The sequence below is a fragment of the Corynebacterium pollutisoli genome, from assembly GCF_900177745.1.
Lineage (GTDB): Bacteria > Actinomycetota > Actinomycetes > Mycobacteriales > Mycobacteriaceae > Corynebacterium > Corynebacterium pollutisoli.
This window is the reverse complement of sequence record NZ_FXAR01000003.1, coordinates 217,951-243,955: the sequence shown is the minus strand read 5'-3', so window position 1 is coordinate 243,955 and position 26,005 is coordinate 217,951. Positions and strand designations below refer to the sequence as shown.

Genomic DNA, 26,005 nt, shown 5'->3' with positions numbered 1-26,005 from the left:
CTCTAACCCGCCAGTTCCCCGTCGGCGGGTGGCGGCGTCTCGCAGTGTCGCTCGAGGTACACGCCGGCGACCGACGCGGCGATGCCGCCGAGCGCCGAGGCGAGCACTCCGGGGAGGTCATCGGAGGCGGCGATGAGGTCGTCGGCTCGCGGGAGAATATAGGTGGCCATGCCGACGTACGCGCCGCCGATGATGGCCCCCGTCCACGCCGCCGCCTTGCCGACGACGAGGAACTGCGCCGCCGTCACCGGGCTGAGCTGCGAGCGGTCCTGGCCGATGCCGCCGTCCTCCTTGCGGTCGCGCACCCGCCACGCGAGGACGACGCACACGAACGCCAGCACCCACAGGGTGACGGACACGGTGACCGGGATCGTCGTCATCGACCCGTAGAACCGCCACGTGAGGATGGCTGCGACTGCGGCGGTGAATCCGCCGGCGGCGATGAGCCCGGCGATCGACGTCTTCTGCACTACAGCTCCCCCACTTCCACGATGCCGGCGACCTCGTCCGGGTCGAGCGTCGCCAGGAGCTTCCCGACGCCCCGTCCGCCCAGCGTCGCCTCCGGGTCCGCCGCCAGCCACGGGACGAGCACGAAGGCGCGCTCGTGGGCGTGCGGGTGCGGGAGGGTGAGCACCGGGTCGTCGGAGGTGATCTCCTCGGGGTCGGACACGGTGACCACGTCGACGTCGAGGGTGCGCGGCCCCCAGCGGCGCACGCGCACCCGCTCGGCCGCCTCCTCGAGGCGCTGCCCGCGGCGCAGCAGCTCCAGCGGGGTCTGGTCGACGTCGACGATGAGCACCGCGTTGAGGAACTCGTCCTGGTCGGTGACGCCCCACGGCGGGGTGGAGTACACGGGGCTGGCGGCGACGATTTCGGCGGCGAACTCGTCGCGGACCCCGCGCAGCAGCGCCCACCGGTCGTCCATGTTCGACCCGATCGACAGCACGGCGCGCATCAGGCGAACCTGTACCGGGCTTCTCGACGCTTCCGTGAGCGCCGCGCCACCACCGCCACGTCCTGGAACGCGTGCGGGATGGGGGCCTCCGGCTTGTGGATCGTCACCTCGACGGCGTGGAGGATGTCGAAACCCGCCATGGCGCGCTCCGCTATCTCCACGGCGACCGTCTCGATGAGGTCCCGCGGCTCCCCCTCCACGACCTCGACGGCCAGCTGGGCGAGCTCCGCGTAGTTGACGGTGAGGCTGAGGTCGTCGTCGGCGGCCGCGGGGCTGAACTCCAGCCAGCACGTGATGTCGACGATGAAGGGCTGGCCGTCCCGCTTCTCGTGGTCGAAGACGCCGTGGTGGCCGAAGCACTCCAGGCCGGTGAGTTCGATGCGGTCAGCCACGGTCGCCCCCCGCGTTCCACAGGGCGGCGACGTCGACGGCGTCGCGGGAGACGGGCACGTTGTGCACCCGCACCCCCCACGCGCCCATCTGGGCGGAGATGGCGGTGACGGCGGCGGTGGCCGGGTCGGCGTCCGCGGGCACACCCTCGAGGCCGCGGTCGGCGCGGACCCCGGCGAGGAAACGCTTGCGCGAGGCACCGACGAGGACGGGGAACTCCCCGGCGAGGAACTCCGGCAGATGGTTGAGCAGGGCCCAGTTGTCCTCGCGGGACTTGGCGAACCCGAGGCCCGGGTCCAGCACGACGTTGTCCCTGGCCACCCCGGCGGCCAGGGCGTTGTCGACCAGGCGGGCCAGGGTATCGCGGACGTCGGCGACGACATCCCCGCCGTGGTCGGCCTGCCCGGCGGCGTCACCGAACTGGACGGTGCGCCAGTGCATGAGGCACACCGGCAGGTCCGTGTCCGCCATGACGCGGTACATGTCCGGGTCCGCCAGACCGCCGGAGACGTCGTTGATCATGTGCACCCCGGCCTCCGCCGCGGCGGCCGCCACGGAGGCGCGCATGGTGTCCACCGAGGTGGGGATGCCCTCCTCGGCGAGGGCGGCGATGACGGGGGCGACGCGGGCGGCCTCGACCCCGGCGTCGACACGCGTGGCACCCGGGCGGGTGGACTCACCGCCGACGTCGATCATGTCCGCGCCCTGCTCCACCAGCTCCCGCCCGTGGGCGATGGCGGCGTCGATGTCCAGCCAGCGCCCGCCGTCGGAGAAGGAGTCCTCGGTGACGTTGACGATGCCCATCACCAGGCAGCGGCCCGGCACGGTGAGATCTGCGACCCGCATCCCCCTACCCCCGGATCAGGCTGAGGACCTCGGCGCGGGACGCCGCGGAGGTCTTGAACCCGCCGCGCACCGCGGAGGTCGTCGTCGTGGACCCCGGCTTGCGGATGCCCCGCATCGCCATGCACAGGTGCTCGCACTCGATGACCACGATGACCGCCTGCGCGCCCAGCTTATCGACGAGCGCGTCCGCGATCTGCGACGTCAACCGCTCCTGCACCTGCGGGCGCTTGGCGTACATGTCCGCCAGCCGCGCCAGCTTCGACAGACCCGTGACGTGCCCGCTCTTCCCCGGGATGTAACCGATGTGGGCCTTGCCGTAGAAGGGCACGAGGTGATGCTCGCACGTCGAGTAGATCGGGATGTCGCGCACGAGGACCAGCTCCTGGTGGTCCTCCGCGAAGGTCCGCTCGAGGACGTCCGTCGGTTCGGAGTGCAGCCCGGCGAACACCTCCTGGTACGCCCGGGCGACCCGCGCCGGGGTGTCCTTCAGGCCCTCGCGGTCCGGGTCCTCGCCGACGGCGATGAGCAGTTCCCGGACGGCCGCCTCAGCGCGCTCCTGGTCGAAAGCGTTGGTCATGTCTACTCCTTATGGTGGTCCGGGTCAGCGACGTCGTCGGCCGCGGGGGCGGGGCGTTCCTCGGGCTGGCCCTCGGTGCGCTCCGCGCCGTACTCCGGGCGCTCATGGTCCGGCAGGCGGAAACCGATGACCTCGGTCTCGGCCTCCGGCTGACGCTCCGGTTCCGGTCCCTGCTGCGGGGCGGGGGCCGGGCCGTAGTTCTTCATGCCGGGGTGCTCCCCGGCGGAGGCGTAGGGGTTGTCCTTCGGCGGCCAGCCCGGCGCGGTCCAGTCCGCCGGCGGCGGGGTGCCGCCGTAGCGGGCGCCGGTGGGGGCGGGCTCGGGGGCGCGGTGGCGGCCCTCGGTGTCGGAGGTGTCGGAGGTGTCGGAGGTGTCGGGGGTGTCGGAGGTGTCCTCCGATTCCCCCGCCTTCTCCCCCGCCTCCTTCTGCGACTCCAGCTGGGCCAGGCGCTTGGCGCGGGCCTGCTGGGACGCCTCGAGGAGGGAGAAGCGCTTCGGCGGCTCCTCGCCGCGCTCGATGGCCAGCTCGGTGGGGGTCTTCACCGGCTCTCGGTCCGCCTGCTGCGGGAACCGGTTCTCGGCGTGCGGGAAGATGTCCGGCGCGTCCATCGGCTCGATGCCGTCGAAGATGACCTCGAGGTCCGGGCGGCGGAGGGTCTCCTTCTCGAGGAGCTTCTCCGCCAGGGTGTCCAGGTGGTCGCGGTAGCGGTGGAGGATGTCGTAGGCCTGGCGGTGCGCGGCGTCGAGAAGCAGGTGCACCTCGTCGTCGATCTTGGCGGCCACCGCCGGGGACACGGCGAGCGTCCCGCCGCCGGGGCGGCCGGAGAAGGGGTCCCCCTGCTCCTCGCCGTACTTGACCATGCCGAGGGTGGGCGACATGCCGTACTCGGTGATCATGGCGCGGGCGATCTTGGTGGCCTGCTCGATGTCGGCGGAAGCGCCGGTGGTCTGCTCGCCGAAGACGAGCTCCTCGGCGGCGCGGCCGCCCATGGCGAAGACGAGGCGGGCGAAGAGCTCGTCCCGGTTGTACATGCCCTTGTCGTCCTCCTGCGCCGTCATGGCGTGGCCACCGGTGCGGCCACGGGCGAGGATGGTGACCTTGTACACGCGCTCGATGTCCTTGAGCGCCCACGCGGCGAGGGTGTGCCCGCCCTCGTGGTAGGCGGTGACCTTCTTCTCCTTCTCGGAGATGACCTTGCCCTCGCGGCGGGGGCCGCCGATGACGCGGTCGGTCGCCTCCTCGAGGGCGTCGGCGGTGATGACGTTGCCGCCGATACGGGCGGTGAGCAGGGCGGCCTCGTTGAGGACGTTGGCCAGGTCCGCGCCCGACATGCCGGCAGTGCGCTTAGCCAGGGCCTTGAGGTCCGCGTCGGGGCCCAGCGGCTTGCCCTTCGCGTGGACGGAGAGGATCATCTCGCGGCCCTTGAGGTCCGGGTTGGTCACCGGGATCTGCCGGTCGAAGCGGCCGGGGCGCAGCAGCGCCGGGTCGAGGATGTCCGGGCGGTTGGTGGCGGCCATGAGGATGACACCCTCGCGGTCGCCGAAGCCGTCCATCTCCACGAGCAGCTGGTTGAGGGTCTGCTCACGCTCGTCGTGGCCGCCGCCCATGCCGGATCCGCGCTGGCGGCCGACGGCGTCGATCTCATCGACGAAGATGATGCAGGGGCTGTTCTCCTTGGCCTGCTTGAACAGGTCACGCACGCGGGAGGCGCCGACGCCGACGAACATCTCGACGAAGTCGGAGCCGGAGATGGAGTAGAACGGCACCCCGGCCTCACCGGCGACGGCCCGGGCCAGGAGGGTCTTGCCGGTGCCGGGCGGGCCGTAGAGCAGCACGCCGCGCGGGATCTTCGCGCCGAGCTCGTGGTAGCGGGTGGGGTCCTGGAGGAAGTCCTTGATCTCCTCGAGCTCGCTGACGGCCTCGTCCGCGCCGGCGACGTCCGCGAAGGTGTTCGTCGGCATGTCCTTCGTCAGCTCCTTGTGCTTGGAGCCGCCGAAGCCGAACATGCCGCCGCCGCCCTGCATGCGGGTGAGGAAGAAGAAGAGGAGGCCGAACAGCAGCAGCATCGGCAGCAGGAAGCCGAGCATGCTCATGAGGAAGCTGTCCTGCGTCACCTTGGTGTTGTACTCGTCCGGCTCGGCGGCCTGGACGGCATCGAACACCTGCGGCGCGGTGCGCGCGGGGTACTGGGCGATGATCTCCTCGACGCCCTCCCGCTCCTCGTAGGTGATCGGCTCGCGCAGTTCGATGCGGATCCGCTGCTCGCGGTCGTCGATCTGCACCTCCCTGGCGTTGCTGTTCTGCAGCTGCGTCATCGCCACGGAGGTGTCCACGCGCTGGAAGCCGCGCGTGTCGTCGGTGAGCAGGCTGAACACGAAGATGGTGACCAGCGCGATGGCGGAGATCAGGCCGATCTGGAGGATTCTCTTGTTGCTCATGTATTACGGCCGCCGGGCAGCGCGACCAGTGCCTTTCGTCTTCGTCCCACGTACTTCCTGCTCAACGCACAGGCGTGCGTTTTCGTTCCCTACTCCCCGGAGTAGACGCGCGGGTGCAGGGTGCCCACGAACGGCAGGTCGCGGTAGCGCTCGGCGTAGTCGAGGCCGTAACCGATGACGAACTCGTTGGGGATGTCGAAGCCGACGTCGAAGAGATCGATGTCCGCCTTGACCACCTCGGGCTTACGCAGCAGGGTGATGACCTCGAGGGAGCGCGGGTTGCGGGCCTTGAGGTTACGCATGAGCCACGACAGGGTGAGACCCGAGTCGATGATGTCCTCGACGATGAGGACGTCGCGGCCCTCGATCTCCCGGTCGAGGTCCTTGAGGATGCGCACCACGCCGGAGCTGGTCGTGGAGTTGCCGTAGGACGACACCGCCATGAACTCCATCTGAGAGGGGATGGACAGCGCGCGGGTGAAATCGGTGAGGAAGTACACCGCGCCCTTGAGCACACACACGAGGATCAGTTCGTCGTCGGCGTCGCGGTAGGTCTCCGAGACCTTGTCGGCCAGTTCGCGGATGCGGGCGGCGAGCTGCTCCTCGCTGATGAGCACCGCCTCCACATCCTCGCCGTAACAGCTCGCCGGTACGTTGTGATCCTTGTTGTCGTGCACGGTCATGACACCTTTCCTAGGCCTCCTCGGATAGTGCCAGTCTGCCACCTACGCGCCTGACTTCCAACCTTCCGCCCACCTTCACCGCTCCCTGGCCGTGCCAGGTGGTGCACATGTCCTCAATCATGCTTATCGACGCCCGCGTCGGGCGGATGTCCCGCTCAATCAGCCACGCCGCGATGCGGCGGCGGCGCAGCGGCCCCGGCTGGGCGGCCAGTTCCGCGCAGTCGTCCGTCGGCGGGCCGGCCAGCTCCGTGAGCAACGCGTTGTCCGCGGCGATGCGTTCGGCGGTCTGTGCCAGCGGCTCCACCGGGTCCCCGTGGATCTGCTCGAGCGCGGTGCGGACGGCCACGCGCTGGAAGTCCGGGTTGTCGTTGTGCGGGTCATGCCAGGGGTCGAGCTGCAGTTCCGCGCAGGCACCTTCAGTGTCCCGGCGGCGGACCGTGAGGAACGGCCGGACGATCCCGTCCTGCTCCGGTGCCATGCCGCCCGGGTTACCGCGCAGGGCCTGGAGCAGCAGCGTCTCCGCCTGGTCGTCGCGGGTATGGGCGACCCAGACGGTGGTGCCGTGCTCGCGGAGGGCGGCGTAGCGGGCGGTGCGGGCGTTGGCCTCGAGGTTGCCCGCGGGGACGGTGACCCGGGCGACGGTGGCGCGGGCGCCGAGCCGGCGCGCCTGCCGGGCCGCCCTCTCCGCTACCGCGTCCGACCCCGGCTGCAGCTGATGGTCCACGATGACCGCGTGCACCTCCTGCCCCTCCGCCCGGGCGGCGGCCACGAGGGCGAGGGAATCCGCCCCGCCCGACAGGCCGACCACCACCTCGCCCGGCGCGAGGAAGGGGCGCACGGCGCGGCGGCACGCCAGGAAGTGCGGGCTGCGCCGGGGCCAGAAGGGTTCCATGGGGATGATGCTAATCCCTCCCGGTGCTCGCCTCGCCCTCCACGCTGGCGAATTCACCCCGTCGAAAGGGCTCCCCACCGGGCCCGGAGGTTACTCTCTTCGACCGCGTGAATTCGAGGGGCTCTCAGGCGACGCGAGGTAACGACACCGGGGCGGGGAAGTTCTGCAGACCCCGGAGCACCAGCTGCACCATGGCGCAGTACCCCGCGGCGGGTTCCTCCACGTCCTTCTTGCCGACCCGCAGCACCACCGACCCGAGATTCTGGAGGGCCTTCTCGCGTTCGCGCTCATCGCGGATGACCGTCCCCGGATCATCTCCGTACACCCCGAGGTACTTCGACTTTCCGTCGATCTCCAGGACCAGCCAGCCGTTGATGAGGATATCCACGTAGTAGATCTTTTCGGTGACGGGGTCGTGGAACTTCACCTGCGTCTCCACGCTGACGATGGCCGCGTCCCCGCACCGCAGCAGGAGCAGACGGGCCTTGGTCTCCCAGGGGCTGCCGATCATCTCCCGTGACATCGCGACCGTCTCCCGGAAGGACTCGATCCCCGGGAAGGACCCCATGTGCTCCAGTCGCTCGTGGAACTTCTCCGCAGTGAAGGTCGGCCATGTCCTCCGCGCCGAATCAACCGCCACCACCGCCTCGTCCCGGTCCTCATAACGGCAGATGTCGGTGAGCGTCCGCAGGAGGGTGGTCACGCGGATTCCACCCTGCGTCGTAATCTGCGCCTCGGGGAGTGCCGCCGACCGGTACGTACTCCCGCTGATCCACAGACGCTTCGACGGTGGGCGGGATCGCCCGGGCAACAGCAGGTCAACCGTCTTCTCCACTCCGAGCAATGACAACCCCCACAGCCTCCCCGCCGCCATCCCGCACACCACCGCCTTATCGGCGGTGAGCCCCACTGCGGCGGCCCGGGCCTCGGCCTTCCCCCACGGTGGGAGCCCGGTGAAGTAGGCCCTCGGCACCGCCACCTCCGCGGTGAGCCGGAGCAGGCGACCGGAGGCCACACCCGCGGCGACGTCAGTGTTCGTGAGGGGGACCTTCCGGAGTTCGATGAGCTGATGCGTTTCTTTCCAGGTCTGCTGCACAGGCCCCATCGTCGACCACGCGCGGGCCCCGGGAAAGCCCCGGTCGCGTCGCAGCCCGAATCTGTGGATAACCCCGGAAGCCCCATCCACAGGCCGGCGAATTCAGCCGGTCGAATTCAGGGTCCCCGCGCGGGTTGGAGCCCTGAATTCGACCGGGTGAATTCGCACCCGTTGGCCGTGGCGTTGGCCGTGGCGTTGGCCGTGGCGTTGGCCGTGGCGTTGGCGTTGGCGTTGGCCGTGGCCTCAGGACTCCCGGATGGCGGAGGTGAACTCGTCGAGCGCCGCCCGCGCCCCGAGGATCTCCGCCCCGTTGACCAGCAGCGCGAAGGAGTAGACGCGCCCGGACTCGGCGGTCACGACACCGGCCAGCGCGGACGTCCCCGTCAGCGTGCCGGTCTTGGCGCGCACCCAGCCGCGCCCGGGCAGGTCCCCGTAGCGCTGCACGAGGGTGCCGGAGCCGCCGGCGACGGGCAGCGTCGCCAGGAGGGGGCGGAGTCGGGGTGAGGTGGCGGCGTCGAGAAGCACGTCGTCGAGAAGCCGCGGGGGGATGAGGTTGTGCACGGACAGGCCGGAGTTGTCGGCGAGGAAGACGCCGGTGACGTCGAAGCCGTGCTCGGTGAGCACGTCGAGGGTGGCCTGCGTGGCGGCCGCCGCGGAGCCGGGGAGGCCGCGGTGGACGGCGAGTTCGTGGCCGATGGCCTCGGCCATGATGTTGTCGGAGTCCATCATCATGGCCTCGAGGCGTTCGGTGAGCAGCGGGGACTCCACCGAAGCGAGCACGGTCGCGTCCGCCGGCGCGGGGCCGATGCCCACGGTCGCGGCACCGACGCGGTCGGCCAGGGCCTGCGCCACGTCGAGTGCCGGGGTGTGGGAGCGCGGGACGTCGCCCTCGGTCTCTCCGAGGCGCGCGCCGTAGAGCATGGCGGGTTCGAGCGGGGCGATGTAGCCGGCGTCGACGTCGGCGGGGTCCCAGCCGGGCATGAAGGGGTCGCCGTCCCACGCGGAGGTGTCGATGATGACCTGGTCCGCCTCCCCGATCTGTTCCGCCAGGGAGTCCATCTGCCCGGAGGTGAGCCAGACGTCGCCCACCGCGCGGATGACGACGGTGCCCGGCTGCGGCCCCTCGACGACCTCGGTGACCAGCGTGTCGTCGGGCCCGAGCTCGAGGATGGCGGCCGCGCCGGTGAGGATCTTCGTCGCGGACGCGGGCTGCAGGGCCTCCCCCGCGGCCTGCTCCCACACGGTCTCCCCGGTGACGGTGTCGGTGACCCGCCCGTGGACGGTGCCCAGCGCCGGGTTCCCGGCCAGCGCGGTGAGCCGCGCCCCCAGGGCCGCGTTGTCCACGGTCTCCGCGGTGGCGGGTTCGAGCAGCGGCGACGGCTCCTCCGCCACGTACGCCGGGGCGTGGGTGAGGTCGCCGTAGTGACGGTCCGCGACGACCGCGAAACCGGCCACCCCCGACACGGCCACCGCCGTGACGACGGCGGCGAGGGACCACCACAGCTTCTTACCAATCATTCCGTACACCCTAACCTGGTGGGGAAGACACAACCACCAGGAGGACACGTGCCCGATCTGCACATCGCCGTCGACACCGGCGGCACCTTCACCGACATCGGCGTCCGCCGCGCGGACGGTTCGCTGGCGGTGTGGAAGGTGCCCTCGACACCGCACGCCCCGGATGAGGCGGTGATCACGGGCATCACCGGGGCCCTGGAGCGTGAGGACGCGCAGCCCGCGCAGGTGACGCGACTGGTGCACGGGACGACCGTGGCGACGAACACGGTCCTCACCCGCACCGGCGCGCGCGTCGGCCTGCTGACCACGCGCGGTTTCCGCGACGTCCTCGCCATCGCGCACCAGGCCCGGCCGTCGCTGTACGACAACCGGGTCCACCGGGTGCCGCCGCTCATCCCGGATGAGCTCATCGTCGACATCGACGAACGCCTCGCGGCCGACGGCACGGTGCTCACGGAACTCACCGCGGATGCACTTATCGACGCCGCCTCCGCCCTCGCCGACCTCGACCTCGACGCGGTCGTCGTCAGTTTCCTCAACGCCTACGTCGACCCGCGCCACGAGCAGGAGGCCGTCGCCCACCTGCGAGAGCAGCAGGTGGCGCCGGTGGTCATCGCCGCCACCGACATCACCGCCGAGATGCGGGAGTACGACCGCACCTCCACCGCCGCGATCAACGCCTACGTGCAGCCGAAGGTGTCCGGGTACATGGGGCGTCTGGCGGCGGGCATCGAGGAGATGGGCATCGGTTCGCGCCTGTGGATCATGCAGTCCAACGGCGGTCTGCTCAACCCGGAGACCGCGGCGACGCACTCGGCGCGTACGGTGCTCTCGGGTCTGGCGGGCGGCGTGGTCGGGGCGGGCAACTGGGCGCGCCACCTCGGTCTGGACAAGGTCGTCAGCTTCGACATCGGCGGCACGTCGACCGACATCGCGCTCATCCGCGACGGCGAGCCGGACGAGACGACCGCCGGGGAGATCGACTCCCTCCCGCTGCGCCTGCCGAGCGTCGACGTGCACACCATCGGCGCGGGCGGCGGCTCGATCGCCTGGCGGGATTCGGGTGGCTCTCTGCGCGTGGGCCCGCACTCCGCGGGCGCCGATCCCGGCCCCATCTCCTATCAGCGCGGCGGCACGGAGCTCACCGTCACCGACGCGCACCTCGTCCTCGGCCGCCTGGGCACGGAGCTGCTCGGCGGGCACTTCACCCTCGACCGCGACGCCGCCCATGCCCGCATGAGTGAGTGGGGCGCGGAGATGGGCCTCACGGCCGAGGAGGCCGCGGAGGGAATCCTGCAGGTCATCGCCGCGACGATGGCACGCGGCATCCGCCGGGTGAGCGTCGAGCGCGGTGTCGACGTCCGCTCCTGCCACCTCATGGCCTTCGGCGGCGCCGGCCCGCTCCACGCCTCCGACCTCATCCACGAGCTCGGCATGGAGTCCGCGGTCATCCCGCCGCTGCCCGGCATCGCCTCGGCCGTCGGCATGCTCGACGCGCCGATCCGCCACGACTTCGCCCTGCCCGCCGACCGCCCGGACGTCTTCGCGGAGCTGCGCCGCCGCGCCGCCGCAGAGATGGGCACGGAGGACTTCGCTGAACAGCTGCTTGTCGACGCCCGCTACCTCGGCCAGTCCTTCGAACTCACCCTCCCCCTCGCTCAGGACCAGCGCGCCGCCTTCGACGAACTCCACGCCGAGCGCTACGGCTTCGCCGACCCGGAGGCGGAGATGGAGGTCATCGTCGCCCGGCTCACCGCCACCATCGGCCAGCCGCAGACACCGCAGGAACTGCTGACCGGGGACGGTGGGGACGGGGGCGTCGAGAAGCGGGACGTGTTCATCGACGGCGAGTGGATCACCACCCCGGTGCTCGACCGCGCGTCCCTCGCGGCGGGCACGACGGTGGACGGCCCGGCGATCCTCAACCAGTTCGACACGACCACCTACATCCGGCCGGGGCAGCAGGCCACGGTCGACGCCCACGGATTCCTGCACCTGAGGAGGACCCGATGACGCTCAACCCCGTCGAGATCGAGATCGCCCGCAACCGCCTGGAGTCGATCGCCGAGGAGGTGGGCATGGCGCTCATCCGCACCTCGTACTCCCCCAACATCAAGGATCGCCGCGACTGCTCGGCCGGCCTCTACCTGCCCGACGGCGAGCTCATCGCCCAGGCCGAGCACATCCCGCTGCACCTGGGGCTCATGCCGACGGTCATCCGCAACGCGCTCGCCGAGTACGGCACGCAGCGCCTGCGCCCGGGGGACGTCCTGCTGACGAACAACCCCTATCTGGGTGGGCCGCACCTGCCCGACATCTGCGTCATCACCCCCGTTTTCCACGGTGCGGAGCTGGTGGCCGTCGTGGCCAACATCGCGCACCACGTCGACGTCGGCGGCATCACCCCCGGCTCCATGGCCGCGCACGCCACGGAGATCTTCCAGGAGGGCATCCGCATCCCGCCGATCCGCCTGTTCCGCGACGGTCAGCTCGACGAGGAGGTCCTCGCGCTGCTGCTCACCAACATCCGCACCGCCGACAAGACCCGCGGCGACCTCATGGCGCAGGTCTCCGCCAACCGCCTCGGCTCCCGCCGCATCCTCGAGCTTGTCGACGAGTGGGGTGAGGCCGGCTTCGACCGTTCCTGCCGCGCGCTCGTCGACTACGCGGAACGACGCACCCGCGCCGCCATCGCCGCGCTCCCCGACGGCACCGGCACCTTCACCGACCACCTCGAGCACAACGGCAACGCGGAGGAGCCGACGGCGATCGTCGTCACCGTCACCGTGCGGGGCGAGGAGATCGACATCGACCTCACGCAGACCGACGACCAGGTGCGCGGCGCCGTCAACTGCTCCTTCGCGGTGACGCAGGCGTGCGCCGCCTACGTGCTCAAGACGCTCACCGACCCGACGCTGCCCTCCAACGCGGGGCTCACCCGCCCGCTGACGTTCCGCACCCGGCCGGGCAGCCTCGTCCACGCGGAGTTCCCCGCCCCGGTGGCGCAGGGCAACATCCAGACCTCGCAGCGCATCGTCGACGCCATGTACGGCGCGTTCGAGCAGTTCACGGAAGGGATCGTGCCGGCAGCGTCGAGCGGGTCCATGTCCATCGTCACCATCGGCGGCATCGACCCGCGCGACGGCCGCTACTACTCCTACGTGGAGACCTACGGCGGCGGGCAGGGTGCCTCCGCCGACGGCGCCGGTGCCGACGCCACCCACACCCACATGACCAACACCCGCAACACCCCGTGTGAGGTCATCGAGCGCGAGTACCCCCTGCGGGTGGAGCGCTACGAGATCGCCCGCGGCACCGGTGGCGCGGGGGCTCACCGGGGTGGCGACGGCCTCGTCCGCACCCTCACGCTCGCCCACGGGGAGGCCACCGTCGTCGCCGCCACATCGCGGGTGACCACCGCCCCCTGGGGGCTGCACGGCGGGGCCGACGGCACCCCCGGTGAGGTGCTCCGCGACCGTGAGACCGTGGCGTCGATGAGCCGCTTCGACCTCTCCGCGGGGGAAACGGTGACGATCCGCACCGCAGGTGGAGGTGGCTACGGGTTAGGATGATCACCGATCCCCCTGAAACTGCAACAAGGAGTCTGACGCATGGGCGTTGAAGTCATCATCGAGATCCCGAAGGGTTCGCGTAACAAGTACGAGGTCGACCACGAGACCGGCCGCGTCTTCCTCGACCGCTACCTGTTCACCCCGATGGCGTACCCGGCGGACTACGGCTTCATCGAGCACACCCTCGGCGAGGACGGCGACCCGATGGACGCCCTCGTCGTCCTGCCCGAGCCGGTGTTCCCGGGCGTGGTCGTCATGGCCCGCATCGTCGGCGTGTTCAAGATGACCGACGAGGCCGGCGGCGACGACAAGCTGCTGTGCGTCCTCGACGATCCGCGTTTCGACCACTTCCAGGAGCTCGACGACATCTCCGAGTTCACCCTCGACGAGATCGAGCACTTCTTCGTCCACTACAAGGACCTCGAGCCGAACAAGGAGGTCACCGGCTCCGGTTGGGGCAACCGCGAGGAGGCCGAGCGCATCCTCCAGGAGTCCATCGACCGCTACAAGGAGGTCGGCGACAACACCCGCGAGGGCCTCGAGGAGGAGAAGGACAAGGAGAACGAGGTCGAGCAGCAGCTCACCGAGGACGACAAATAGTCCACCCGGGGGCTCCCCGGGGTTCCGCCCGGGGCCTTCCGTTCGGGTGATCCCGATCACTATGGTGGGTAGATCATGTCTGCCCGCCTGTTGCGTTTCACCACGGAGAACTACTCCCCGGAGTCCCGCGTGCACCTGTGGGAGGGGCACAACGCCCGCGCCCTCATCCCGTTGGACATCCGCACCCTGGAGTCGGCACCGATGCGCTCGCGGCAGACGAACCTGCACCTGCCGTCGATACGCATGGCCGACGTGACGGGCACCTCGCAGATCGTGGAACGCTCGGAGGCGTTCATCAACGACCACCCGACCGGCATGATCGCGGTGTTCTTCGCGCTCGAGGGGGAGGCGTTCTTCTTCCACCGGGGCGGCCACCTCACGCTGCAGCCCGGCCAGGCCGTGCTTTACGACGCCGACCTCCCCTTCACCCGCGGCTTCTCCCGGGGCCTACGGGAGGTGGTGCTCACCGTGCCGCGCGGGCTCGTCGACACTCCCCCGCTGCCGCTGGTCTTCGACTTCACCACCGGGGCGCATGAGCAGGCGCTCATCCGGCTGGTCCGCCGCACGCTGGAGAACCCGCAGGAGATCACGCCGACCCTGGAGCGCGACGTCGTGTCGCTGCTGCGGCTCATCCTGCGGCGGGGTGACGACGAGGCCGGCATCCTCGCCTCCGCCAAGGACTACATCGACCGCCACCTCGCCGACCAGGACCTCACCCCGGGGCGGGTGGCGGCGGCCGTGGGGCTCAGCGAGCGCCAGCTGAGCAGGCACTTCGCGGTGGAGGGGGCGTCGATAAGCAGGTTCGTCCAGGGGCAGCGGGTGGAGCTCGCGCAGGGGGTGCTGCGCGACCCGGAACGGCAGGGCCTGTCCGTCGCGGAGGTGGCGGCGCGCTGCGGTTTTACCTCGCAGAGCCACTTCGGGCGGGTGTTCCGCGAGCGGGTCGGAATGACGCCGCTGCAGTGGCGGAAGCAGTGATTTAGCCCACACCGGACATGTTTTGTCCCGATCCGGACGTGACTGCTGCCACATCTTCCGCGCCCCAGTGACCGGGCATACATTCATCTCCACCAGGTCAACCACCCCCAAGGAGATGAACATCATGCCTGCCTTCCACGACGGTATCGCCGACACCGAGATCCCCGAGGACGTCGTCACCACGGACGTGCTCATCGTCGGATCCGGCCCCGCCGGCAGCTCCGCAGCGCTGTTCCTGTCGACGCACGGCATCGACAACATCATGATCACCAAGTACCGCTGGACCGCGAACACCCCGCGCGCCCACATCACCAACCAGCGCACCATGGAGATCATCCGCGACGTCGGACTCGAGGCCGAGGTCCTCGCCGAGGCCGTCCCCCACGAGCAGATGGGCGACACTGTCTACGCCGAGTCCGTCGCCGGCGAGGAGATCGGCCGCCGCCCCACGTGGGGCTGGCGCCCGGACCGTCGCGCCGACTACGAGCTGGCCTCCCCCGCCATGCCGTGCGACATCCCGCAGACCCTGCTCGAGCCGATCCTGCTGGAGAACGCCACCAAGCGCGGCACCCAGACCCAGTTCTCCACCGAGTACCTCTCCCACACGCAGGATGAGAACGGCGTCAGCGTGCAGGTCCGCAACCGCCTCACCGGCCACGAGTACACCATCCGCGCCAAGTACCTCATCGGCGCCGACGGCGCCCGCTCCCAGATCGCCGAGGACATCGACATCCCCTTCGAGGGCGCCATGGACATCGGCGGCTCCATGAACCTGCAGTTCAAGGCCGACCTGTCCAAGTGGGTCGCCCACCGCCCGTCCATCCTCTACTGGGTCTTCCCGCCCGGCTCCAACATCGGCGGCCTCGGCGCCGGCCTGGTGCGCTGCGTCCGCCCGTGGAACGAGTGGCTGGCCGTCTGGGGTTACGACATCACCAAGGAGCCCCCGAAGCTCGACGAGGAGGAGGCCAAGCGCATCGTCCGCAAGCTGGTCGGCATCCCGGACCTCGAGCTGGAGATCACCGGCTACTCCCTGTGGGGCAACAACGAGCAGTGGGCCACCCACATGCAGAACGGCCGCGTCTTCATCGCCGGCGACGCCGCCCACCGCCACCCGCCGAGCCACGGCCTGGGTTCCAACACCTCCATCCAGGACTCCTACAACCTGGCGTGGAAGCTGGCCGCCGTGCTCAAGGGCCAGGCCGGGGAGGACCTCCTGGAGACCTACTCGGTGGAGCGCGCGCCGATCGCGAAGCAGATCGTCACCCGCGCCAACAACTCCTCCCGTGAGTACCAGCCCATCTTCGACGCCCTCGGCGTGGCCGACGCGACCACCGACGAGGAGTTCACCGAGAAGCTCAAGCTGCGCAAGGAGGCCACCCCCGAAGGTGCCGAGCGCCGCAAGGCCCTCCGCCAGGCCCTCGACAACAAGGACTTCGAGTTCAACGCCCAGGGCACCGAGATCGGCCAGTTCTACCAGTCCACCGCCGTCGTCTGCGACGGCCTGGGCCGCCCCGAGGTCACCGAGGACCCCATGCTCCACCACCAGAAGTCCACCTACCCCGGCCTGCGCCTGCCGCACGCCTGGATCGGCGACACCCTCAACAAGCAGTCCACCCACGACATCGCCACCGGCACCGGCTTCACCCTGTTCACCGGCATCAACGGCAAGCCCTGGGCCGACGCCGCCCAGCGCGTCGCCCGCGCCCTGGACATCGAGCTCAAGGCCGTCGTCATCGGCGAGGGCCTCGAGCACCAGGACCTCTACGGCGACTGGCTGCGCCAGCGCGAGGTCGAGGAGGACGGCGTCATCCTCGTCCGCCCCGACAAGCACATCGCCTGGCGCTCCCACCGCCTCGTCGAGGACCCGGAGCACGCCCTGACCGCCGTCCTCTCCTCCATCCTCTCCCGCGGCGGCGACGACTCCGCCGAGGAGGTCGCCCGCCTCATGGCGGCCGCGAAGGTCGCCGTCAGCTAAACCCCTGCTTATCGACGCCCCGCGCCCCCTGCGAATCATGCTTCGGAGGGGGCGACGCTCGCGCTACAGGTGGATCGGCGGCAGGGCGGGCAGGCTAACGCCGGACCACCCCCACCGCCACGCTGGCGATGAGCCCCACGACCAGCAGCCACACCCCGATCGCCAGGGTGAGGATCGCCGGCACCTCCCCCGGCGTGACGAGCAACCACACGAACCCCGCCGCCGATCCCGCCGCGCCGAGCCAGAGGAACCAGCGGGGAAGGACGAGGGCGGGGCGTCGGCAAGCGAAGGCGACCGTGGCCACCAGGGCCAGGGGTGCGGACAGCACGGCGATGGTGACCAGCGCCATGCCCAGGCCGACGCCGAGCCACAGCAGCCCGACGCCCGCCGCGCCGACGACGAGGACGACCGCCCACAAACGGAGGGCGATGGGGCCGGTGAGGCGTCGGGTATCCATGGGAATAACGGTAGTCTCTGAAGACATGAAGACTGTGAATGTAAATCAGGTCCCGGCCGACGCCCAGTTCATCGACGTCCGCGAGCCCGACGAGTACGCGGAGGTCCACGCCGTCGGCACCACCTCCATCCCGCTGTCCGAGTTCGCGGCGCGCGTCGACGAGCTCGACACCTCCCGCGACATCTACCTCATCTGCCGCTCGGGCAACCGCTCCGGCAAGGCGTGCACCTTCCTCAAGGAGAACCACGACATCGAGGCCATCAACGTGGAGGGCGGCACCCTGGAGTGGGTCGCGCAGAACCTGCCCACCGAATAGTTGGCCCCGTCCCATGATTTAACAACGCTACCGTAGGCGGCGTACCATCGGTGGTATGTCGCAATCAGTTGATTCCCCCACGACGGGTGGCGTACCCGCCACCCTCCTCGAATCCCCCAGCTTCCAGCTGGAACGCCTCCGCCGCCGCACCCGGGACGAAGTGGAGGCTGCCCTCGGCGCGCGCGGCACCACCATGCGCGGCTACTGGGTCCTCACCTGCCTCGTCGAACGCGACGCCTCCTCCCAGGCCTCCCTCTCCGAAACCCTCGCCATCGACGCCTCCGACATGGTCCGCCTCATCGACGGCCTCGAGGCCCAGGGCTGGGCCAGGCGCGAACGCGACCCCAAGGACCGCCGCCGCCAGATCGTCACCTCCACGAAGAAGGGCACCAAGGCCCAGGCCGAACTCGCCCAGCTCGTCACCGACGCCGAAGCCGCCGCCCTCGACGAATCCACCGGCAAGCAGCTCAAGCACCTGCGCAAACTCACCAAGGCCGTCCTCGTCTCCGACCTCGAACCCGACGAAACCAAGGGGGACTAGGACTTGTCCCTTCACCAGGTCCCCCGCCAATTCCTCCGCGCGGGCGACGCCCCCGCCAAACGCACCCTCTACGACATCCTCGCCGCCACCGCCGCCGCCCACCCCGAGGCCGCCGCCATCGACGACGGCGAGATCCTCACCTACGCCGAACTCATCGACGAAGTCCACGGGCTGGCCGCCGAACTGCACGCCAACGGCATCCGCCGCGGCGACCGCATCGGCATCCGCATGACCTCCGGGTCCCGTGACCTCTACATCGCCATCCTCGCCACCATCGCCGCCGGCGCCGCCTACGTCCCCGTCGACGCCGACGACCCCGACGAACGCGCCGACATGGTCTTCTCCGAAGGGAAGATCAACGGCGTCTTCACCGACGAGGGCTTCCGCATGCTGTCGCCGCGCGCGGGCGGCGACAAACATCGCCCGCGTCTCGACGACACCGCCTGGATCATCTTCACCTCCGGATCCACCGGCAAGCCGAAGGGCGTGGCCGTCTCCCACCGTTCGGCGGCCGCCTTCGTCGACGCGGAGGCCCAGATGTTCCTGGTCAACTCCCCCGGCGGCCCCCTCGGACCCGAGGACCGCGTCCTGGCCGGCCTGTCCGTCGCCTTCGACGCGTCGTGTGAGGAGATGTGGCTCGCGTGGCGGCACGGTGCCTGCCTGGTGCCCGCCCCGCGTTCCCTGGTGCGCTCCGGCATGGACCTGGGCCCCTGGCTCATCCGTCGCGACATCACGGTGGTCTCCACCGTGCCCACCCTCGCCGGCCTGTGGCCCGCCGAGGCGCTGGACAACATCCGCCTGCTCATCGTCGGCGGTGAGGCCTGCTCCCAGGAGCTCGTCGAGCGCCTCGCCACCGACGACCGCGAGATGTGGAACACCTACGGCCCCACCGAGGCCACCGTCGTCGCCTCCGCGACGCAGCTGCACCCCGGCCAGCCGGTGGGCATCGGCCTGCCGTTGGCGGGCTGGGACCTCATCGTCGTCGACTCCGAGGAGAAGCCGGTCGCCGTCGGCGAGGTCGGCGAGCTCGTCATCGGCGGCGTCGGCCTGGCCCGCTACCTCGACCCGGTGAAGGACGCCGAGAAGTACGCCCCGATGCCGTCCGTCGGGTGGGCGCGCGCGTATCGGTCGGGTGATCACGTCCGCCTCGAGGAGGACGGTCTCTATTTCGTCGGCCGTGTCGACGACCAGGTGAAGATCGGTGGCCGCCGCATCGAGCTCGGTGAGGTGGAGGCGAATGTCGCCGCCCTGCCGAACGTGTACAACTCGGCTGTCGCGGTGCAGAAGACGGGTGCGAACCAGTCGGTGCTCGTCGGTTATGTCTCCCTCGATGACCCGGAGGCCGGTTTCGATCACGACGCCGCCCACGAGCGTCTCGCGGAGACCATGCCCGCCGCCCTCGTCCCGCGCATCTGCGTCATGGAGGAGCTGCCGGTGCGGACCTCCGGCAAGGTCGACAAAGCCGCGCTGCCCTGGCCGCTGCCGGGCGTCGGTGTCGAGGCCACCGACCTCTCCCCCACCGAGGCGTGGCTGGCCGAACTGTGGGTCGATGTCCTGGGCACGTCCGTCCAGGATTCCGACGCCGACTTCTTCTCCCTCGGCGGCACCTCCCTGGCCGCCGCCACCCTCGTGGGCCGCATCCGCGAACAGGTACCCACCGTCGCGGTCCGCGACCTCTACGACCATCCCCGCCTGGGGTCGCTGGCGGAGGCCGTGGAGACCATCGCGCGGAAGTCCGGGGTGTCGCTTGACGACGCCACCCCCACCGAACCCCGCACCGTCCGCCCGGTCAGCCCGGGCACCCGCCTCGCGCAGCTGCTCATCCAGATCCCGATGATGACCCTGCAGGCCACGACGTGGCTCGGCTGGATCCTCCTGGGCGGCAACCTGGCACACCTCGCCGGCCTGCCGTGGGCCGTCCACGTCTCCTGGTGGCTGGTGGCCGTGCTGCTGCTCGTCTTCGGCTCCCCGCTGGGCCGCCTGCCCCTCGGTGGGCTCGGCGCGCGCCTGCTCACCGCCGGCATCCAGCCCGGTGAATACCCGCGCGGCGGCGCCACGCACCTGCGCATCTGGGCCGCCGAACGGTGGGCGGACGCCTCCGGTTCGCAGTCCATCTCGGGTGCGACGTGGGTGAACTACTACGCGCGCGCCCTCGGTGTGAAGGTCGGCCGCGGCGTCGATCTGCATTCCCTGCCGCCCATCACGGGCCTGCTCACCCTCGGCGACCACTGTTCGATCGAGCCGGAGGTCGACATGTCGGGCTACTGGGTCGACGGTGACATCCTGCGTGTCGGTGCCATCGAGGTGCACCGCGAGGCCCGCGTCGGTGCCCGCTCCACCCTGCTGCCCGGCACGGTCGTCGGTGCCGACGCCCACGTCGAGGCCGGCTCCACCGTCACCGGCGACCGCACCATCAAGCCGGGTTCCCGCTGGTCGGGCTCGCCCGCGTCGAAGGTGGGTCGGTCGAAGCACCGCTTCCCGGACGAGCATCCGCCGCGTCGTTCCCGCTGGGTGCCCATCTACGGCCTCACGTCGGTGGCTCTGAGTCTGCAGCCGCTCGCGGCGCTGGCCCTGGCCGCGGTCGTCGTCCTCCTGCTTATCGACGCCACCGGCGGCAACCCCCTCCTCGGGGGTCTGGTGTTCGCCCCGCTCGGCGGCCTCGTGGCCTTCGCCTTCTACATGGTGTCCACGTGGATCGGGGTACGCCTGCTGCAGATCGGCCTGCAGCCGGGTGTCTACCCGGTGCGCTCCCTGCGCGGCTGGCAGCTGTGGACCATCGAACGTCTCATGGACGACGCCCGCACCTACCTCTTCCCGCTCTACGCCGGGCAGCTCACCCCGCTGTGGCTGCGCAGCCTCGGCGCGAGGATCGGCAGGAACGTCGAGGTGTCGACCGCCGTCATGGTGCCCAAGCTCACCGACGTCCGCGAAGGTGCCTTCCTCGCCGACGACACCCTCGTCGGTGGTTACGAGCTCGGCGGTGGCTGGATGCTCACGGGTGAGACGCGCGTCGGTAAGCGTTCCTTCGTCGGCAACTCGGGCATCACCGGCCCGGGCCGCAAGCTGCCGAAGAACTCACTGGTGGCCGTCCTGTCGTCCACCCCGAAGAAGGCGAAGGCTAACACCAACTGGTGGGGTTCCCCACCGGAGCGCATGCGCCGCGTCCATGTCGATGTCGACGGTGGCGAGGCCCTCACCTACAACCCGGGTGTCAAGGTGAAGTTCTTCCGCGGTTTCATCGAGACGATGCGTCTGCTCGCCCCTATGACGTCGGCGATGCTGCTGGCCGGTGTCGTCGGCACCCTGTACTGGCTGATCGTCAGCTACGGCGTGTTCCTCGCCTGGCTGCTCGGTGGCCTGGTGCTCATGGCCGCCGGCGTCATCGCCATGGCGATCACGGTGGTGGTGAAGTGGTTCTGCGTCGGTCGGCACAAGCCGGGCGACCACCCGCTGTGGAGTGAGTTCGTGTGGCTCAACGAGCTGCAGGACGCATTCGTCGAAGCAGTCGCCGGCCCGTGGTTCCTCGTTCCCGCTCTGGGCACCGGTGAGCTCAACATGGCGCTGCGCGCGCTGGGCGCGAAGATCGGCCGCGGCGCGTGGATCGAGTCCTACTGGTTCCCCGAGACGAATCTGTGCGTCGTGGGCCGCGGCGCCACCGTCGGCCCGGGCACGGTCGTGCAGACGCACCTGTTCCAGGACCGCGTCATGAGCCTCGACACCGTCACCATCGCCGACGGTGCTACCCTCGGCGCCCACTCGGTGGCGCTGCCGGCCGCCGTTCTTGGCGACGGCGCCACCGTCGGCCCCGGCTCCCTCGTGATGCGCGGCGACCAGGTTCCGGCGTCGACGGTGTGGCAGGGCAACCCGATCGAGCCCTGGAAACGCGGATAGTTCTACGACGCTGGTGTCTCGCCTTTCTCGACCGTCTGCAACAGGGTGCGGAGCATCGTCGGGAAGATCAGTGCGTGGAACGGGAGGACGGCCCACCAGTACAGGCGTCCGCGTGCACCGCGCGGGATGAAAACAGCCCGCTGAGTGTAGGTGGATCCCGTTCCGCGCTCGGCGACCTCGAGAACGAGCCACGCACGCCCGTGAAGCTTCATCTCCGCCGACAACACGAGTCTGTGCGGCGGTTCGAGGACGGTGACCCGCCACCAGTCCACACGGTCACCCACCGCAAGGCGCCGGGGATCGCGGCGGCTGGACATCCCCGGGCCCCCGACGACGCGATCGATGATGCCGCGGATACGCCACAACACCGGGGCGGAGAACCACCCGGTCCGACCTCCGATGCTCTCCACCACCCGCCAGACCTCCTCTGCCGGGTGCGCTGACTCACCGGTGCGGACATCCTCCAGAACGGTCTCGCCCGCCCATTCCGGGTCCGTGGGCAGGCTGCCGGCAGCATCGCGGGGCAGGGTCCAACTCCTGTCCCAGGATGTGGGGACGCCGCGGTCGTGCTCGGCTCGGGCGGCCAAATCGACCGCAGCGGGATAATCGATGAGCCCGCCCGGCGGGTCAGGGATGATGTCCTCGATGTCGTGATTCTCGGTGACGGCATCCTCCGCCATCGACTGGGCGAGGGGAATCGCAAGGCCTGCAGGTACAGGAGTGACCAACCCGATCCAGTGGCCGGACAGTGTGTCCATCGGGAGTGGAACGGGTACCGCCCCTATCCGTCGCCTGAGCCCGTGGTGGCGTCCGTAAAGGTGGAGCAGATCGGCGAATCTGTACGTCTGTCCGCAACCGATGTCGTACCCCCTGTTGACGGTCTCGTCGAGATCGCCGGCACGAACCAGGTAGTAGAGCGCATCGCGGATCGCCAGCGGTTCAATGCGGTTGTTGATCCACTGAGGCGCGACCATCACCGGCAGCCTCTCGGTAAGGTGCCGGATGATTTCGTAGGAAGCGGAACCCGAACCGATGAGGGTGGCTGCGCGAAAAACCAGGGTGGGTGTCGGCGACTCCAACAGAATCTGGGCCACCTTCTCCCGGGAGCGCATGTGTTTGGACAACTTCTCGTGCGCAGCGGAACTCGGGTGCAGGCCAGAAAGATAGACGATCTGTCGCACGCCCGCGTCGGCGGCCGCAGCGGACACCGTTTCGGCCGTGTGCTTCTCCGTTTCCTCGAAGTCACCGTCCCCGCCCATCGAGTGCACGAGATAGTAGACGACATCCACGCCGTCCATCATGGCGGCGACATCCTCTTCCAGCGTCAGGTCGCCCTCGACGAGTTCCACCTGGTCCGACCAGTCGAAGCGGTCGAGCGAAGAAACATTCCGGGAGGCGGCGCGGACGGAGAGGCCCGCGGCCAGTAGCTCGGTGACCAGGCGGCCTCCGACATAGCCCGTCGCCCCTGTCACCAGAGCCAGGCGTCCGGGGTGACGGGCGGTGAAATCCAGTGTGGGCGCGACTTTTTGTGTCATTCTCCGAGCCTAATTGATTCGTAGGCCGCGAGCGCGGCGGCCCGGGATTCACGCAGATCCACCACGGGAGGGTGCAGCTCACTGTCCGGCGCCCAGCGATGGACATACACCCCACCCGGGTCGAAGCGCTTCTGCTGGGTCACCGGGTTGAAGATGCGGAAATAGGGGGAGGCATCGTCGCCACTGCCTGCGACCCACTGCCAATTGAAGGCGTTGGAGGCGGGGTCCGCATCGACCAGAGTGTCCCAGAACCACTCCTCCCCGTGCCTCCAATGTATTCCCAGATTTTTTGTGAGGAACGATCCCACCACCATGCGGACTCGGTTGTGCATGTGCCCCGTGGCCCATAGCTCGCGCATGCCCGCGTCGACCAGCGGAAAGCCGGTCGTACCTGACCGCCATGTACTCAGCGCGAGGTGGTGAGGGCCTGCACCGGGGCTTCTCCGGCCGTCGCGGCCCTCCGCAGTGCAGGCCGATGCCTCCGGCGGGTCCCACGCCCAGGGGAAACGGTCGAAATTGGCCTTGACGTTGCGGGTGGCCAGGTCGGGGCGATGATAGAGACGGTGCCACGCGAAATCCCTCCACATCAGTTCACTCTGGAACGCCACGATGTCCTCCGCTGCCCCACCGGCCTGGGATACGGCGGCCCAGACAGCGTGCGGGCTGATCTCACCGAAACGCAGATGAGGCGACAGGCGACTGGTGAAGTCCTCTCCGGGCAGATCACGGCCGGTCGCGTAACCGGAGTGCCCGGGATCGCCGAGCTTTCCCACGAAATCCTCCAGGCGTCGCCATGCCGCCTCCTCCCCCGGGGTCCAGGCGTCCTCCAGACCGGCAGTCCATACTGGTTCCCTCCGGGAGGGGTGAGAAGGCAGCAGAGCAAGGCCCTGAAGCTCGTGGAGAGTGGACCCCAGATCCGCACCCGGCCCCATGGTCTCCGGTGGACCGGGGCGACCGAGCGGCAGTGCTTCCTCCTCCACCTTCGCCCGCACGGCACGCGAGAAGGGTGTGAACACCTGGTAGGGGCGCCCCTGGGAGGTGGTGACCAGCCACGGCTCAACCAGCAGATGCCCGGGTGTGCTGTGCACCTCCAGCCCATGCTGGTTCAGAAGGTGCTTGAGAGCCGCGTCATTGTCCCGCTGTGGCTGGTGATACCTGCGGTTCCACGTCACCAGACCGGCGTTCACCCTGCGAGCGACGTCCGGAATCAGCTCCGCGGGATCGCCGCTGAGGATGTGCAGAGGTATGCCCCGTTCTGCGAGCTGCTCGGCGAGCCGGAGAAGACTGTGGTGCAGCCACCATGAGGCGGCCCCACCCAGGGGCCGTACCCCGGTTGTGGCGGGGTCCTCAAGAATGAACACCGCCGTTACCGGACCATGCTCCCGGGCCAGCTCCAGTGCGGCATTGTCTTGAATTCGGAGGTCGTCTCTCAACCACAAGAGTGCGCTGCTCATCCGCCCGAGTATAGCTTTCCTGCCACCGGCCAGGAAGGCTCACTACCTCGGGTAACGTCGGCCAAATCTGTCGTGAGAGCTCGGTCAGCGTGCGCGCATCGTACCCCCATCAGGTGCGGAGGCGGCGACGGCCCGGAACCGTGACGCGCCGGTGGAATGGCGGTGGTGAGCCCCGAGAAACATGACCACGCCGCTTACCTCGGGGCAGACGGTGGGATGTGGTCGGCAGGCTCCCCGGTATGAGACACGCGACGTCGTCCACCGGGAATCCGGCGACCTCTGCGCGGTCTCGCCTGGCTCCGTACTCTGGAGGGCACGCCCTAGTCGCCGATCTGGTCGCGACCGCGCAGCACGATGAGCGGGTCCGGCGTTCCGACCACCTCATGGTCCTTGTTGGTGTACTCGAACTTCGACAGGATGTAGCGCATCGCGTTGATGCGGGCGCGCTTCTTGTCGTTGGACTTGATGGTGATCCACGGCGATTCGTCGGTGTCCGTGTAGCGGAACTGCTCCTCCTTGGCGCGGGTGTAGTCGTCCCACTTGTCCAGGGAGGCGAGGTCCATCGGGGAGAGCTTCCACTGGCGCACCGGGTCGACCTGGCGGATGGCGAAGCGGGTGCGCTGTTCCTTGCGGGTGACGGAGAACCAGAACTTGGTCAGCGAGATCCCCGAGCCGAGCAGCATGTTCTCCAGCATCGGCACCTCACGGAGGAACTCGGCGTGCTGGGATTCGGTGCAGAAGCCCATGACGCGCTCGACGCCGGAGCGGTTGTACCAGGAGCGGTCGAAGAAGACGATCTCGCCGGCGGCCGGGAAGTGGGAGATGTAGCGCTGGAAGTACCACGAGGTGGACTCGCGCGGGGAGGGCTTCTCCAGGGCGACAGTCCGGGCACCACGGGGGTTGAGATGCTCGTTGAAGCGCTTGATGGTGCCGCCCTTGCCTGCGGCGTCCCGACCCTCGAAGAGGATGATGTGGCGCTGGCCGGTCTCCTTGGTCCAGTTCTGCCACTTCAGCAGCTCGATCTGGAGCTGACGCTTGGTCTTCTCGTACTCGTCGCGTGTCATGCGCGTCTCGTACGGGTAGTTCTCGCGCCAGGTCTCGATGGGGGTGCCGTCCGGGCGCAGCAGCACCGGATCGTCTTCGTCGGAGTCGTCGACGACATAGCCCTCGGTCTTCGCGAGATCAATAACGGGGAGATCGTCGTCCTTGTGCTCAGCCATGCCAATAATCTTAGACCGTCCCCCGCACGCAGGTGCGATGAATTTGGCTTTCGACGCCCCGCCTCCCCCACCCA

The 26,005-nt window shown here is 69.5% G+C and carries 22 protein-coding genes; 8 read left to right on the top strand and 14 right to left on the bottom strand.

The window, feature by feature from the left end; genetic code table 11:
* Positions 1 to 2: 2 nt before the first annotated feature.
* The 10 genes from B9Y70_RS06025 to dacB all read right to left on the bottom strand — a co-directional run bounded on the left by B9Y70_RS06025 (position 3) and on the right by dacB (position 9,395).
* Complete coding sequence (locus B9Y70_RS06025) at positions 3 to 470, bottom strand: DUF3180 domain-containing protein (protein WP_085549349.1); 468 nt, start codon at positions 468 to 470, stop codon at positions 3 to 5.
* Complete coding sequence (folK, locus tag B9Y70_RS06020) at positions 470 to 955, bottom strand: 2-amino-4-hydroxy-6-hydroxymethyldihydropteridine diphosphokinase (RefSeq protein ID WP_085549348.1); 486 nt, start codon at positions 953 to 955, stop codon at positions 470 to 472. The genes B9Y70_RS06025 and folK overlap by 1 nt, the downstream gene beginning before the upstream one ends.
* Positions 955 to 1,347 (bottom strand): dihydroneopterin aldolase, encoded by a 393-nt coding sequence (folB, locus tag B9Y70_RS06015; protein WP_085549347.1) that lies wholly within the window; start codon positions 1,345 to 1,347, stop codon positions 955 to 957. The genes folK and folB overlap by 1 nt, the downstream gene beginning before the upstream one ends.
* On the bottom strand, positions 1,340 to 2,191 hold the full coding sequence (folP, locus tag B9Y70_RS06010) for a dihydropteroate synthase (RefSeq protein ID WP_085549346.1): 852 nt from the start codon (positions 2,189 to 2,191) through the stop codon (positions 1,340 to 1,342). The genes folB and folP overlap by 8 nt, the downstream gene beginning before the upstream one ends.
* A 4-nt stretch (positions 2,192 to 2,195) precedes the next feature.
* Entirely contained in the window at positions 2,196 to 2,768 is a 573-nt protein-coding gene (gene folE / locus B9Y70_RS06005) for a GTP cyclohydrolase I FolE (protein ID WP_085549345.1), read from the bottom strand.
* Between the two features lie 2 nt (positions 2,769 to 2,770).
* Complete coding sequence (gene ftsH / locus B9Y70_RS06000) at positions 2,771 to 5,206, bottom strand: ATP-dependent zinc metalloprotease FtsH (RefSeq protein ID WP_085549344.1); 2,436 nt, start codon at positions 5,204 to 5,206, stop codon at positions 2,771 to 2,773.
* 89 nt (positions 5,207 to 5,295) lie between these two features.
* Positions 5,296 to 5,889 (bottom strand): hypoxanthine phosphoribosyltransferase, encoded by a 594-nt coding sequence (hpt, locus tag B9Y70_RS05995; protein WP_420838434.1) that lies wholly within the window; start codon positions 5,887 to 5,889, stop codon positions 5,296 to 5,298.
* A 10-nt stretch (positions 5,890 to 5,899) separates the two neighbouring features.
* Positions 5,900 to 6,781 (bottom strand): tRNA lysidine(34) synthetase TilS, encoded by an 882-nt coding sequence (tilS, locus tag B9Y70_RS05990; RefSeq protein WP_085549343.1) that lies wholly within the window; start codon positions 6,779 to 6,781, stop codon positions 5,900 to 5,902.
* Between the two features lie 124 nt (positions 6,782 to 6,905).
* Positions 6,906 to 7,877, bottom strand: coding sequence for a hypothetical protein (locus B9Y70_RS05985; protein WP_143337548.1), 972 nt, complete (start codon positions 7,875 to 7,877; stop codon positions 6,906 to 6,908).
* A gap of 243 nt (positions 7,878 to 8,120) precedes the next feature.
* Positions 8,121 to 9,395: a D-alanyl-D-alanine carboxypeptidase/D-alanyl-D-alanine endopeptidase gene (gene dacB, locus B9Y70_RS05980; RefSeq protein ID WP_085549341.1), complete on the bottom strand. Its 1,275-nt coding sequence runs from the start codon at positions 9,393 to 9,395 to the stop codon at positions 8,121 to 8,123.
* A gap of 48 nt (positions 9,396 to 9,443) precedes the next feature.
* Here dacB and B9Y70_RS05975 point away from each other — a divergent pair, with 48 nt between their 5' ends.
* The 5 genes from B9Y70_RS05975 (at position 9,444) to B9Y70_RS05955 (ending at position 16,517) form a co-directional block, all read left to right on the top strand.
* Entirely contained in the window at positions 9,444 to 11,408 is a 1,965-nt protein-coding gene (locus B9Y70_RS05975) for a hydantoinase/oxoprolinase family protein (protein ID WP_085549340.1), read from the top strand.
* On the top strand, positions 11,405 to 12,967 hold the full coding sequence (locus tag B9Y70_RS05970) for a hydantoinase B/oxoprolinase family protein (RefSeq protein WP_085549339.1): 1,563 nt from the start codon (positions 11,405 to 11,407) through the stop codon (positions 12,965 to 12,967). Before B9Y70_RS05975 ends, B9Y70_RS05970 begins: the two co-directional genes overlap by 4 nt.
* Positions 12,968 to 13,006: 39 nt before the next feature.
* Positions 13,007 to 13,567 (top strand): inorganic diphosphatase, encoded by a 561-nt coding sequence (locus B9Y70_RS05965; protein WP_085549338.1) that lies wholly within the window; start codon positions 13,007 to 13,009, stop codon positions 13,565 to 13,567.
* A gap of 75 nt (positions 13,568 to 13,642) precedes the next feature.
* On the top strand, positions 13,643 to 14,542 hold the full coding sequence (locus B9Y70_RS05960) for a helix-turn-helix domain-containing protein (RefSeq protein WP_085549337.1): 900 nt from the start codon (positions 13,643 to 13,645) through the stop codon (positions 14,540 to 14,542).
* A 124-nt stretch (positions 14,543 to 14,666) separates the two neighbouring features.
* The gene (locus tag B9Y70_RS05955) at positions 14,667 to 16,517 is read left to right on the top strand and encodes an FAD-dependent oxidoreductase (RefSeq protein WP_085549396.1); all 1,851 of its coding nucleotides are present in this window, start codon (positions 14,667 to 14,669) and stop codon (positions 16,515 to 16,517) included.
* A gap of 94 nt (positions 16,518 to 16,611) precedes the next feature.
* On the opposite strand, the gene B9Y70_RS05950 is transcribed toward B9Y70_RS05955, so the two are convergent.
* Positions 16,612 to 16,974: a hypothetical protein gene (locus B9Y70_RS05950; RefSeq protein ID WP_085549336.1), complete on the bottom strand. Its 363-nt coding sequence runs from the start codon at positions 16,972 to 16,974 to the stop codon at positions 16,612 to 16,614.
* Positions 16,975 to 16,999: 25 nt separating this feature from the next.
* Between B9Y70_RS05950 and B9Y70_RS05945 the strand changes: the two genes are divergently transcribed.
* From B9Y70_RS05945 to B9Y70_RS05935, 3 genes are read left to right on the top strand one after another with little or no spacing between them, the layout of a single operon-like run.
* Positions 17,000 to 17,290 carry a rhodanese-like domain-containing protein gene (locus tag B9Y70_RS05945; RefSeq protein WP_085549335.1) on the top strand — a complete coding sequence of 97 codons (291 nt, stop codon included), beginning with the start codon at positions 17,000 to 17,002 and terminating at the stop codon, positions 17,288 to 17,290.
* A gap of 55 nt (positions 17,291 to 17,345) precedes the next feature.
* Positions 17,346 to 17,831: a MarR family winged helix-turn-helix transcriptional regulator gene (locus tag B9Y70_RS05940; protein ID WP_085549334.1), complete on the top strand. Its 486-nt coding sequence runs from the start codon at positions 17,346 to 17,348 to the stop codon at positions 17,829 to 17,831.
* A gap of 3 nt (positions 17,832 to 17,834) precedes the next feature.
* On the top strand, positions 17,835 to 21,722 hold the full coding sequence (locus B9Y70_RS05935) for a Pls/PosA family non-ribosomal peptide synthetase (RefSeq protein ID WP_085549333.1): 3,888 nt from the start codon (positions 17,835 to 17,837) through the stop codon (positions 21,720 to 21,722).
* 2 nt (positions 21,723 to 21,724) lie between these two features.
* Here B9Y70_RS05935 and B9Y70_RS05930 read toward each other — a convergent pair whose 3' ends face one another.
* The 3 genes from B9Y70_RS05930 to ppk2 form a co-directional block, all read right to left on the bottom strand.
* Positions 21,725 to 23,257, bottom strand: coding sequence for an SDR family oxidoreductase (locus B9Y70_RS05930; protein WP_085549332.1), 1,533 nt, complete (start codon positions 23,255 to 23,257; stop codon positions 21,725 to 21,727).
* On the bottom strand, positions 23,254 to 24,711 hold the full coding sequence (locus tag B9Y70_RS05925; protein WP_085549331.1) for a cryptochrome/photolyase family protein: 1,458 nt from the start codon (positions 24,709 to 24,711) through the stop codon (positions 23,254 to 23,256). Before B9Y70_RS05925 ends, B9Y70_RS05930 begins: the two co-directional genes overlap by 4 nt.
* Before the next feature lie 320 nt (positions 24,712 to 25,031).
* Positions 25,032 to 25,931, bottom strand: coding sequence for a polyphosphate kinase 2 (ppk2, locus tag B9Y70_RS05920; protein ID WP_085549330.1), 900 nt, complete (start codon positions 25,929 to 25,931; stop codon positions 25,032 to 25,034).
* Positions 25,932 to 26,005: the final 74 nt, after the last annotated feature.